Source organism: Actinomadura rubrisoli, from assembly GCF_004349215.1.
Lineage (GTDB): Bacteria > Actinomycetota > Actinomycetes > Streptosporangiales > Streptosporangiaceae > Spirillospora > Spirillospora rubrisoli.
Window position 1 is genome coordinate 1 of record NZ_SMKU01000336.1, and the last position, 10,432, is coordinate 10,432.

Below are 10,432 nucleotides of genomic sequence, written 5' to 3' on the forward strand. Positions count from 1 at the left end.
TTGCAAAGCCGGTGCTCTACCAACTGAGCTAAGGCCCCTTGGTCTCCTGCTATCTACCTGCGGTTACACCGGTTCAGCGCAACCGGCATCGATCGTACACCGTGGATTCAGTACAGGCTTCCCCGGAGCGGGAGGCCGGGGGGTTCCGGCACCCGACCCTCCAGGAGGTGCCTCATGGAAGCCCACGTCATCGAGTTCGACCCATCCCGCCGCCGCCGCGGATCCCGTCCGCGGGTCCAGCCGGCCGGACAGGTCCCGGCCGGCCTGCCGCTGATGGCCGCATGGGACTCATGGCTGATATCGATGCGAGCACGGGGCCTCTCCGATGACACGATCGAGGTCTACGACCTGGTCGTCCGGTCGTTCGCCGCGTGGCTCCTCGACGCCGATCGCTGCCTGTGCCACCAGGCCGAGGACGCCGGGCAGCCGTGCCCGGCCGGCGTGGACGTCACCGGCCGCGCCGCGCTCCGCCAGGCGTCCGGCGTCGAGCACATCACGACCGCACAGATACGGCTGTACCTCACACATCGGCGACTCAAGAACAGCGCCGCCGACGCACACAAGCATTTCCGCACGCTGCGAACCATGTTCAACTGGCTCATAAAGGAGAACGAGCGGACGGCCCCCTCACCCGTCGACTCCGACGACGAACCGAACCCGTCCAAGAAGGTATTCCAGCCACTCACCGATGACGAGCTCCGCGCGCTCCTCAAGACGTGTAAAGGCGACACCTTCGAGGACCGGCGAGACACGGCAATCATCCGAATTCTGATGGACAACGGCGTCAGGGTCGAGGGACTTGCCGGACTTCGCTACACACCCGACGACGACGAAACGCACGACGTTCACCTTTCCCGGTACGTCCTCCGAATCGTCCTGAAAGGCGGGGACGAGCATTGGGCGCCCATCGGCCGGAAGACGGTCGCCGCCCTCGACCGGTACATCAGGGCGCGAGCTCGACGCCGTGACGCCACCGTCGAGCCGTGGCTCTGGCTCGGCAAGCGGGGCCGGTTCGGGAAGACCGGCATTCAGCAGATGATCGAGAAGCGAGGCGAGCAGGCCGGTCTCGGCAGGCGCATCGGCCCGCACGACTTCCGCCGGACCGCCGCCGACGCCTACCTCGACGCCGGCGGCGATCCTCTCGACCTGATGCGGATCGGCGGATGGAAGTCCCTGGCGATGGTGCAGCACTACACCGCGGCCCGCGCGGACGCCCGAGCCCGGCAGGCGCACGCACGCCTATCGCCCGGTGATCGGATCTGACCGGACATGAGCGCGCCGTCCGGGAGCGGGGAACCGGGCGGCGCCGATTCAGCACCTCAGCACACGAAGCACACGCCGTTCTCATCGAGGGGCGCCCCGCAGATCCGGCACCACGTTCCCAGCCGGGACGGCGCCAGGTTCCAGAATTCGTTCATCCCCGCCGACAGCATCGGCATGAGGCGCCCGAGGGCCTCATCGAGGTCCAGGTCGGCGCGAAGCCGGACGGTTGCGGGGCCGTCTTCTCCGTCATACTCCACGGGCTGGTCGCGCGGGAGGGTGTCGTCGGTGGTGTAGAGGACGCTGAGCGGACCGGCGGCCGTGCGGTGGGACCACAGGCGGCTGTTCATGATCCGGGTGCCGTACCAGGTGAAGGTGTCGCAGACGTCGGTCAGGTTCAGTTTGGGATGGACCCGAACCACGATGAGGCCGTCCGGGTGGAAGTCCAGCCGGACGGGAGCGCCGTGGGGCGTATTCACGCGGTAGGGGACGAAACGGACGGTCGGCGGCATCGGCGACTCCAAATGTGCTGCCCTCCCCCCGGGGAGTCACAGGTATCGGAGATCCACAAGACCATATTTCGGGCCTGCCGCGCCATAGTTTCGACCAAAAACGGACAAGAACCTATTTTCGGTAGCATCGCACCCGACGGCAACAAGCAACTCGGAATCTAGCCGGAGTCAAAGGTGCCGTTAGATTGGTCCTCGCCCGGCTCCTCCGCTGGGGCCGCTTCCCCGGCCCTCTGGGCCTCTCGGCGTTTGGCCTCCTCGCGCGCGATGATCTCGTCCCACTTGTCCTGTTGGGCCGTGGCCGCCTCACGTACGGCCTGACGACGCAGGCGATGCTCGGCGAAGTCGCGGCGGACCCGGTCGACGTCTTCGGGCTTCGGGCCGACCCACATGACCATGATGACGTCGTCGGAATCGGGGGAGCTGACGTCCACCAGGTGCCACTCCTGGACTTGACCGTCCTCTAGCACCTGCCGCACCCTCGGCGGCAACCTGGACGCCAAGGTCTCGGTGGTCAGCGCGGCTTGCTCTCCGGCGGTCTGGACGTGGTGTCCGAGTAGCTCGGACAGTTCCTTTGCGACGTCCGGACGTCCTTCCTCTTCGAGCTGCTCGGGTGTGACGCCGGCGACCCTGGCCATCCGGGCGACCGTCTTCACGCCACGCGCGCTGTCCATGGGTCCGGCGCGGCCGTCCACTACCTGCCGCCAGCGCGTACCGCTGAGCCCAGCCCGTCGAGCGGCTTCGTTCTGGGAAAGCGCTGGGCGCTGCCGATCGCGCGCCTCGTCGATCAGTCGGCCCCAGCGGGGCACGTTGTCGGGAGCCTGCATGGCCCCATTTTCCTTCGCGAACCTTCGCGAAGTCCAGCCACACAGGGCCTCCGGTACGGCGGTCTAGCCGTCCAGTAAGAAGGTTCGCGCTAAGATTCTCAAGAACCTTCGCGAACGATCTTGCTGTTCGCGAAGGTTCTCGCGTACCTTCCTGATTATGCGAATCAAGCTCAACCAGTGCCCCGAGGGGGTCGCCGAAGCACGCCGGAACGCCGGCCTCACCAAGACCGCGCTTGCCGGGGCCGTGGGGCGGTCCCTGTCACTGATCAGCGAGATCGAGGGCGGCACCCGCAACGCGCAGCCCGACCTGCTCGCCAAGATGGCCGCCATCCTGGATGTTCCCGTCGAGCAGTTGACCGCCTGCGAACCGAGAAACGCCGCGGCGCCAGGGGCGCACGCACTGCACGGCGAACGAACCACGCCGACCGACCAGTCGGACATGCGGAACGAGCCGCCTGCAAGGCGGAGCGCCTCGTGACCCGCCCCCGCTGGACCTGCCGCACCTGCAACACCGTCAACCCTGGCCACGTCCAGACTTGCCGCGGCGAGGATTGTCTGGCAGCCGCCGCAGCGCGCCGCACGAACGCCCGGATCGCGGTGAACACCTCATGGGCCCGGACGCCGATCAGGTCCGAGCGCACCGAGGCCGCGCGCCGCAACTCGCCCGGCCGCCTTGAGTACTGGATCGCCCTCCTCCGCGCGGAAGGCGTCGTGTCCGAGGCCGACATCCCCGCAGCTGCCGAGAACGCCCGCCGCGCCTACATGGGCCAGCTCGTAAAGAAGCGCGGCACCAAGCGAGCGACCGAAACCTCCTGACTCTCCACCCGATACGGAGCGAGATCCCATGTATCCGAACACCTTCGTGACTTGGCTCTTGGTGGGCTTGGTCGCGTTCGGAACGGTCGGCGCGCTGTGTGGTCGACGCCGTTCCATCACCCTGTCCGGCGCCGCTGTCGCGTCCGCCGCGTTCACGGTCGCCATGGGCGCCGCAGCGGCCGAGGGCGAGTACCTCGCCGTGGTCGCCTTCACCGGCGCCGCAGTCGCATGCGCGCTGCTGTTCGGCTCGGCGGCACGGCACCGGCCCGCCGCGCCACCGCCCGCCTACCCGGTCGTCACCCGCATCCGCGACCTCTCCGGGCACACGGTCTCGATCGAAACTCTCGACGCGACCGCCGTCCATCGGCGAGGGCTCGGCGAGGCACCCGGGACGCTGGCGATCGTCGAGCGGCGCGGCGGGAAGTACGTCCAGATCCACGCGACCGCCCCGGACGAACACCGGGCCCGCGCGCTGGCCGCGTCCGTCGCCGACGCGCTCCCCGCTGACCTCGTCGACGCCCGGCCCCTGGCGGTCGTGCGATGACGGCGCCGGAGACGCGTCGCAAGCTCGACGCCCTCACGGGCCGCTGGCCCGTCGGCACGCGCGTCCGGCACACCTCGGCCGGCTGGACGGCGCGCGTCGTCGCCGACGTGTCCGGGGACGCGCCCGGGGTCGCCCTGGTGACCGAACCCGCGCACGCCGTCGCGGGAATCGTGTCGATCGTCCACGTCGAGCCCGAGCCGGGCGAGGGCCTGCCGCCGATGTGGATGAACGAGCGCTGCCTCGTGCTCGCCGCCACCCCGGCCGCCCCGCGTGCCGCCCGGACGGCGGCGACCAGAACGCGGAGGCGCACCCGATGAGCCTCGCGACCGAGATCGACCGCACGCCTCGCGAGACCCTGCGCGTCCTGGCCCGCCGCGTGCTGGCCATGCCGTTCATGTCTGTGGTCGACGACCTCGCCGAGCTGTCGACGATCACCGATCCGATCGTCCGCGACGACACGTTCACGCACCTGTGCGCCGCGCTGGTCGAGCGGGACGAGACCCGCGTCGAGGGCCTGCTCGACGAGCTCACCGCGGATGAGGCCATCTGATGGCGCCGCGTACCCGCAAGCCGTCCGGCGTCGTTCCGTGGCCGCTGGTGCTCGTCGAGGGTGGCGAGAAGGCCGGCAAGTCCTGGTGTGCTGCCGAGCTGTCGGCTTCCGAGAAGGTCGGGCGAACCTACTGGATCGACTGGGGCGAGGGCGCGGCCGACGAGTACGGCGCGATCCCCGGCGCCCGCTATGAGGTCATCGACCATGACGGCACCTGGCCCGACATCGTCGGGCAGGTCGAGGAGGTCCGCCAGGTCGCCGCCGCCGAGGCCGCCGCCGGCCGCCCGCCCGTGGTGCTGGTCATCGACTCCGCTACGGCCGAGTGGGACCAGCTCAAGGACATCGCCGATCAGAAGGCCCGCCGCCGTCTGGCGCAGAAGGGTAAGGCGCTGCCTTCGGGCGAAGAGGTCAAGATCTCCATAGACCTGTGGAACGACGTCGGCGCCCGGCATCGCCGCCTGATGACGAGTCTCATGACCTTCCCCGGGATCGTGATCGTGACCGCGCGCGGGAAGGACGTCGCCGCGCTCGACGCCTCCGGGCAGCCGATCCAGGGCCGCAAGGACTACAAGGTCGAGGGACACAAGAACCTCGCCTACGACGCGTCCGCGTGGGTGCGGCTCTCGCGCGACTCCGCGCCGATGGTGGTCGGTCTGCGCTCCGTGCACTCTGGGGTGCGGCCCGGTGTCGACCGGCCCGTCACCGCGCCGAACTTCACTCTCGAATGGCTGATCTTCGAGGTGCTCAAGTGCGTGCCTGGTAAGGCCGCGCCGCGGCGCATGGCGACCGGCGGGCCCGAACGCTCGGCGCAGGAGATCGCCGACGAGGCCCTCAAGCCGGGCACCGACCCGGGGAGGCTGCGCGAGCTGGCCCACGAGGGGGACGCGCTCGGCGTGGCCGAGGACAGCGTCTCTGACCGGCAGGGCAACGAGGGCGCGCTCCGCGACCTGATCGCCTACCTCGGTACCGTCCGCGCCCGGCAGGGCCCGGCCGAGGAGATCCAGCACCGGCGCATGCATGCGCTCTGGCGCGAGGCCGGCGACTTCGAGGACCGCCTCGACCGGCTCACCTACACCAGCGAGATCCTCGGCCGCCAGATCACCACCAGCAGCGAACTGACCGGCGCCGATGCCGAGCAGGTCATCGCCGCCCTCCAGCGCTACATCGCCCAGAACACCCGGCCCGGCGAGCGGGACACCGCAACCACGGGGGCATCGGCATGAGCCTGCACGACATCAACCGCAGGGCGATCCTGGCAAAGGTCCGCGCCGAGCGCGCGGCGGCCGAGGAGAAGGACGCCCGCAAGCTTACCGAGAAGGCCCTCGCCGACGCCTACGCCGAGAACGGCGTCGAGAAGTGCGCAGTGAGTCTGCCCGGGGTTGGGAAGGTCGCCACCGTCACCCTCAAGGCGGGTGCCGTCGAGACCCAGGTCGACGAGGACGCGCTGTTGGCGACGGTGGAGGAGCACCAGCCCGACGAGGTCGAGGACGTCGCCGACCTGCAGGTCCTCGCCGACCCCGAGGTCCTGGCGTGGCTGCGTGAACACCGCCCCGACCTGGTCACGCGCCGCGTGCGGCCCGTCTGGCGTGCCGCGAAGGTCAAGGAGGCCGAGGCCAACGGCGGCCGCATCCTGGCCAACGCCAAGACCGGCGAGGAAGTGACGATCGCCAAGGTCGTCCAGCACGACCCGACCGGCGCGTTCCAAATCAACTTCGTCCCGGACGGCCGGTACCTGGTCGAGACCGCCGAGCAGCCCGCCCGCGATGACACCGCAGACGGCGCGTAGCTGTGACCCCTTATGAGCGGACGCTCGCCGAGCTGCTCCAGCTCGCCGCGAACACGGTCACGCCCGCCCCGGACGGCCTGGTCGTGATCCGCGCCCGCATCGCCGCCCGCCGCCCCTGGCGGCGGCTCATCCGCCGGAACGGCGTCCCGGGGATGCGACCCCCGGGACGCCCGCCGGCCACTACCCCCCACGCAGAGAGGACCAATCGACCGTGACCCTCACGATAGCGCCGCGGCCCACACCGAGCGTGCTGGAGCGGCTCACCTTCCAGCGCGACGAGTACCGTACCGAAGCCGACCGGATCGCCGCCGACCTGGCCATCGCGCCGACCGTCGCTGACCTGACCCGCGTCGAGGAGGAACTCCTCGCGCAGCTCGCCGACGTCCGGCGCCGCCGCGATAACCGGAGCGCCCGGGACTCCGAACACCGCGCCGCCGCCGAGGCCGCCGACGCGCTCGACGAGCTGATCCGGCGCCTGAACCCCACCAGCGCCCCGGCCGCCGGGCCTCTGGTCGACCGGCCGCGCCCCGACCCCGACCCCCTCGCGGGCCCCGCCGGGATCATCACCGACTCGCGCGAGGAGGTCGCCTCGACAACCGGCGGATTCCCGACCATCCCGGCCCAGAGCGCCGCGCCCGTGTCGGTGCCGTCCGGGCAGCCGGGCCCCGCCGAGCAGGTCCGCGAGGGCCTCGACGTCCCCGGCGCGCTGGTCGCCACGTCCGGCCCGACCAAGACCATGCCCGACCCCTCCGCCCAGCCGACCCCGCTGACGGGCCCGCGGCACAAGAAAGGACGCATGTGACCGGCCCCGAGCACTACCGCGCGGCCAAGAGGCTCACCGACCAGGCCGCGATCCTGACACCTCCGGACGAGTTCGCCGAGGCGATCGGTGCCCAACAGCGCTCGTACCGGGTGACGTTCCAGCGCATCGGCCGGACGGGCGGCCGAGACGGTACCGCCCCGCCCGAGCCGCTGGTCGCCCGGGTCCTCAACGCCGACGTCCTCGCCGACCGGATTTACCAGTACGCCCGCCCGTTCCTGCGGTCGAGGGATGTCGAGGTCGCCGTGAACCTCGACGAGATGCGCGGGCTCATCCTGTGCGGCTGCAACAACGGCGGCACGTTCACCATCGAGTCCCTCGACGAGGCCACCGGGGGTGCCCGGTGAGGCTGCTCGCCCTCGCGCCCGCCGCCGTCCGGGTCCTGGACGCCCTCGCGGCGACCGCGACCGGGACGGCGCAGTCCCTCGCCCGCATCGCCGCCCGACCGACCGACGTGCCCGACGAGGGGCCCGTGTACGACCGGGCGGCCGACTACGAGCCGTACGACGAGCCGCCGCCCGGCCTCGCCATCCACCCCGGTCGGGACGCGTTCTGATGCCGATCCGTCCCGAGAACCGGCTCCGCTACCCGGCCGACTGGCCCGACATCACCGCGAGCATCCGGCGCCGCTCTGGCGGCCGGTGCGAGTGCAAGGGCGAGTGCGGGCGCGGCCACCGCGGACGTTGCCGCGCGTGGCACGGCCGTCCGCACCCCGAGACGCGCTCGATGGTCGTGCTCACCGTGGCGCACCTCGATCACGTCCCCGAGCACTGCGACCCGGCGAACCTGCGCGACATGTGCCAGGCGTGCCACCTGTCCTACGACGCCGAGCAGCACGCGGCCACCCGCGCCCGCACCCGGCACGCCGAGGCCGTCGTCGGCATGGATGCCCTCTTCGCCCCCGAGGAGACCAGCCGTGACCCATGAGCAGGCCACCGCCGACCCGGCCCGCGCTCTGGCGCTGGAGGCCGAGCGCCTCCGGCCCGTGCCGCGCGCCGCCGCGCGGGCCCTGCCCAGCATCGCGCCCGACGCGCTCGCCGAGCTGCTCGCCGAGGCCGCCGCCGGCCGCCCGCCCGGACGGCAGTCCGTCGCCGACGCCCGCATGGAGGACTACGCGTTTTGCCGCGACACCGGCGAAAGCGTCGAGATCACTGCCGCGCGGGTCGGGATCAGCGTCGATACCGCCCTCAAGAGATACGAGCCCACTTACCAGAAAGGCACATGGTGACCACCCCTATCGACGAGGACACCGGGGAAATCCGCGTCCGTCCGTTCGCCGACGTCCTCGCCGACCTCGGCCGAGAGAAGGTCGTCGACGAGGCCGGCGTCCAGCTTCAGCAGCTCGTCAACACCGTCGCCGAGTCCGGCCGCAAGGGACGCCTTGTCCTGACGGTCGAGGTCGCCCCGATGAAGGGCAACAGCGCCGCGCTGATGGTGCATGCCAAGAGCGACCTCAAGCTCCCCGCGGCCGAGCCGGTCGGCGCCGTCTTCTTCTACGACGACGACGGCAACCTCCTGCGCGACGACCCCCGACAGCTCAAGTTCAACCTCCGCGAGCTGAACGCCCCCTCCGACCCGAAGGACCTCAAGAAGGCATGAACACCGACACCACCCGTACCGAGAACGACGCCATTGTCGAGCAGGCCCGCCAGGCGGCCGGGCCCGCGCTGCTCGACACCGCGGCCGGCGGCGAACTGGCCGTGTTCCACACCCCGACCGGCCTGGAGGTCGTCGACCTCGACGCCGACAAGTACGCCCGCCGCGCCGACCGGCCCCGCCGCAAGCAGGGAACAACGGTCGTCCGCGACGTCCGCTCGTTCGCGCAGTACTACCGCAAGCACAGCGACGAGCACTCCGAGGTCTACGTCATCCTCGACGAGGGCCTCATCATCGCCGTCCTCGACGCCCACCAGCCCGAGCCCGACGCGCCCCGCTGGGGCGACCACGTCCTCCAGCTCCGCCTGACCCCCACCGAGGCATGGCAGCGCTGGGGCGCCCAGAACCGGCGCCTGCTCCCTCAGGTGGCTTTCGCTGAGTTCCTGGAGGACAACCTCGACGACCTCGCCTCCCAGCCCGTCCCGGCCGCCGAGGTCCTGGAGATCGCCCGCACCTTCCAGGCCCGCACCAAGGTCTCGTTCTCCTCCGGCATCGTCCAGGCGTCCGGCGACATCCGCCTCAAGTACGAGGAGACCACCGACGCCACCGGCGGTGCCCGCGGCGAGCTCACCGTCCCCAACGAGTTCGCCGTCGCGCTCGCCGCGTTCGACGACACCGACCGCTACCTCATCCGCGCCCGCCTCCGGCACCGCATCGAGGGCGGCAACCTCCGGCTGATGTACATCCTCGACCGGCCCGAGGAACACCTCCGCGAAGCCGTCAAGACCGTCGTCGAGAAGGTCGAGGCCGAGATCGGCGTCCAGATCATGCGCGGCGCCCCGCCCACCTGATCCCTCCCCTGACCGCGGCGGGTCCGGCCGGAGCTCCCTACCGGCCGGCCCCGCCGCCCCCGCTCACGCCAACCGCACGACCAGCAGGGACACACGCACATGGCAGACACCCGGACCTACATCAGGGTCCACGACGGCATGCCCGACCATCCCAAGGTCGACGGGTTGAGCGACAAGGCTTTCCGGGTCCTCGTCGAGTCCTGGTGCTGGTGCTCCCGACACCTCACCGACGGGCGCATGCCCGCCGCCACGTGGCACAAGCGCGGCACCCCCAAGGCCCGGCGCGAGCTGGTCGACTCCGGCCTCGTCGAGCAGCTCGACGACCGCACCGTTCGATTCCATGACTACCTGGAGCACCAGCGCTCCGCGGCCGAGGTCGAGGAGATGAAGGCCGCCCGCTCCCAGGGCGGCACCTACGGCGGACACGTCCGATGGCATCTCAATCGCGGCATCACTGACCCGGAGTGCTCCCACTGCGATAACTCAACCCATGGGTCTAGCCATGGCCCCACCAATGGCAAACCGATAGCTCCCGGATCGGTCACCGATGGCAAACCGATGGCATCTTCATCTACAGATACAGAGACAGAAGGAACTACCTCCGGTAGTTCCTCCCGGGATTCTGTAAATCGTCATCCTGCGGACCGCTACGTGCGCGCGAGCGACAACGACCTCGACGGCGCCATCGCCGGACTCCTCACCGAGCAAACCGGCCGCCCCTGCCCGCCTGACCACGCCGCCAAAGTCCGGCGACAACTCCTCGACGGCCGACAGGTCGACAAGCCGCTCCCGTACGTCATCCGCGCCATCCGAGACGACCCCGCACGCTTCCTCCCCCCGCCACCGCCCACACCCTGTCTCTTATACCCATCT

Annotated in this window: 19 protein-coding genes; 17 read left to right on the forward strand and 2 right to left on the reverse strand. The window is 70.6% G+C overall.

Translation table 11 applies throughout. The features are described 5' to 3' along the window. Positions 1-174 precede the first annotated feature (174 nt). Positions 175-1,263 (forward strand): tyrosine-type recombinase/integrase, encoded by a 1,089-nt coding sequence (locus E1298_RS38215; protein ID WP_131902232.1) that lies wholly within the window; start codon positions 175-177, stop codon positions 1,261-1,263. Between the two features lie 56 nt (positions 1,264-1,319). On the opposite strand, the gene E1298_RS38220 is transcribed toward E1298_RS38215, so the two are convergent. After that, positions 1,320-1,772, reverse strand: coding sequence for a hypothetical protein (locus E1298_RS38220; protein WP_131902234.1), 453 nt, complete (start codon positions 1,770-1,772; stop codon positions 1,320-1,322). Between the two features lie 158 nt (positions 1,773-1,930). After that, entirely contained in the window at positions 1,931-2,596 is a 666-nt protein-coding gene (locus E1298_RS38225) for a helix-turn-helix domain-containing protein (RefSeq protein WP_131902236.1), read from the reverse strand. A gap of 157 nt (positions 2,597-2,753) precedes the next feature. On the opposite strand from E1298_RS38225, the gene E1298_RS38230 reads away from it, so the two are divergent. The 16 genes from E1298_RS38230 to E1298_RS38305 form a co-directional block, all read left to right on the forward strand. Then, a complete protein-coding gene (locus E1298_RS38230) occupies positions 2,754-3,074 on the forward strand; it encodes a helix-turn-helix domain-containing protein (RefSeq protein WP_131902238.1) in 321 nt (106 codons plus the stop codon). Continuing rightward, a complete protein-coding gene (locus tag E1298_RS38235; RefSeq protein ID WP_131902240.1) occupies positions 3,071-3,412 on the forward strand; it encodes a hypothetical protein in 342 nt (113 codons plus the stop codon). The genes E1298_RS38230 and E1298_RS38235 overlap by 4 nt, the downstream gene beginning before the upstream one ends. A 28-nt stretch (positions 3,413-3,440) precedes the next feature. Continuing rightward, complete coding sequence (locus tag E1298_RS38240; protein WP_131902242.1) at positions 3,441-3,956, forward strand: hypothetical protein; 516 nt, start codon at positions 3,441-3,443, stop codon at positions 3,954-3,956. After that, positions 3,953-4,273, forward strand: a complete 321-nt coding sequence (locus E1298_RS38245) for a hypothetical protein (protein ID WP_131902244.1) — start codon at positions 3,953-3,955, stop codon at positions 4,271-4,273. Before E1298_RS38240 ends, E1298_RS38245 begins: the two co-directional genes overlap by 4 nt. Continuing rightward, positions 4,270-4,506 (forward strand): hypothetical protein, encoded by a 237-nt coding sequence (locus tag E1298_RS38250; RefSeq protein ID WP_131902246.1) that lies wholly within the window; start codon positions 4,270-4,272, stop codon positions 4,504-4,506. The genes E1298_RS38245 and E1298_RS38250 overlap by 4 nt, the downstream gene beginning before the upstream one ends. Beyond that, on the forward strand, positions 4,506-5,729 hold the full coding sequence (locus E1298_RS38255) for an AAA family ATPase (RefSeq protein ID WP_207945085.1): 1,224 nt from the start codon (positions 4,506-4,508) through the stop codon (positions 5,727-5,729). Before E1298_RS38250 ends, E1298_RS38255 begins: the two co-directional genes overlap by 1 nt. Then, positions 5,726-6,292: a hypothetical protein gene (locus E1298_RS38260; protein WP_131902250.1), complete on the forward strand. Its 567-nt coding sequence runs from the start codon at positions 5,726-5,728 to the stop codon at positions 6,290-6,292. The genes E1298_RS38255 and E1298_RS38260 overlap by 4 nt, the downstream gene beginning before the upstream one ends. Before the next feature lie 2 nt (positions 6,293-6,294). Next, positions 6,295-6,507 carry a hypothetical protein gene (locus E1298_RS38265; protein WP_131902252.1) on the forward strand — a complete coding sequence of 71 codons (213 nt, stop codon included), beginning with the start codon at positions 6,295-6,297 and terminating at the stop codon, positions 6,505-6,507. Beyond that, positions 6,504-7,094, forward strand: a complete 591-nt coding sequence (locus tag E1298_RS38270) for a hypothetical protein (RefSeq protein ID WP_131902254.1) — start codon at positions 6,504-6,506, stop codon at positions 7,092-7,094. Before E1298_RS38265 ends, E1298_RS38270 begins: the two co-directional genes overlap by 4 nt. Continuing rightward, positions 7,091-7,459: a hypothetical protein gene (locus E1298_RS38275; protein WP_131902256.1), complete on the forward strand. Its 369-nt coding sequence runs from the start codon at positions 7,091-7,093 to the stop codon at positions 7,457-7,459. The genes E1298_RS38270 and E1298_RS38275 overlap by 4 nt, the downstream gene beginning before the upstream one ends. Beyond that, positions 7,456-7,668, forward strand: coding sequence for a hypothetical protein (locus E1298_RS38280; RefSeq protein WP_131902258.1), 213 nt, complete (start codon positions 7,456-7,458; stop codon positions 7,666-7,668). Before E1298_RS38275 ends, E1298_RS38280 begins: the two co-directional genes overlap by 4 nt. Further along, complete coding sequence (locus E1298_RS38285) at positions 7,668-8,039, forward strand: hypothetical protein (protein ID WP_131902260.1); 372 nt, start codon at positions 7,668-7,670, stop codon at positions 8,037-8,039. Before E1298_RS38280 ends, E1298_RS38285 begins: the two co-directional genes overlap by 1 nt. Further along, complete coding sequence (locus E1298_RS38290) at positions 8,029-8,340, forward strand: hypothetical protein (protein ID WP_131902262.1); 312 nt, start codon at positions 8,029-8,031, stop codon at positions 8,338-8,340. Before E1298_RS38285 ends, E1298_RS38290 begins: the two co-directional genes overlap by 11 nt. Then, entirely contained in the window at positions 8,334-8,711 is a 378-nt protein-coding gene (locus E1298_RS38295) for a hypothetical protein (protein WP_131902264.1), read from the forward strand. The genes E1298_RS38290 and E1298_RS38295 overlap by 7 nt, the downstream gene beginning before the upstream one ends. Then, entirely contained in the window at positions 8,708-9,559 is an 852-nt protein-coding gene (locus E1298_RS38300; RefSeq protein ID WP_131902266.1) for a DUF2303 family protein, read from the forward strand. The genes E1298_RS38295 and E1298_RS38300 overlap by 4 nt, the downstream gene beginning before the upstream one ends. A 99-nt stretch (positions 9,560-9,658) precedes the next feature. Further along, the coding region (locus tag E1298_RS38305; RefSeq protein WP_207945086.1) for a hypothetical protein at positions 9,659-10,432 on the forward strand (774 nt) is incomplete at its 3' end.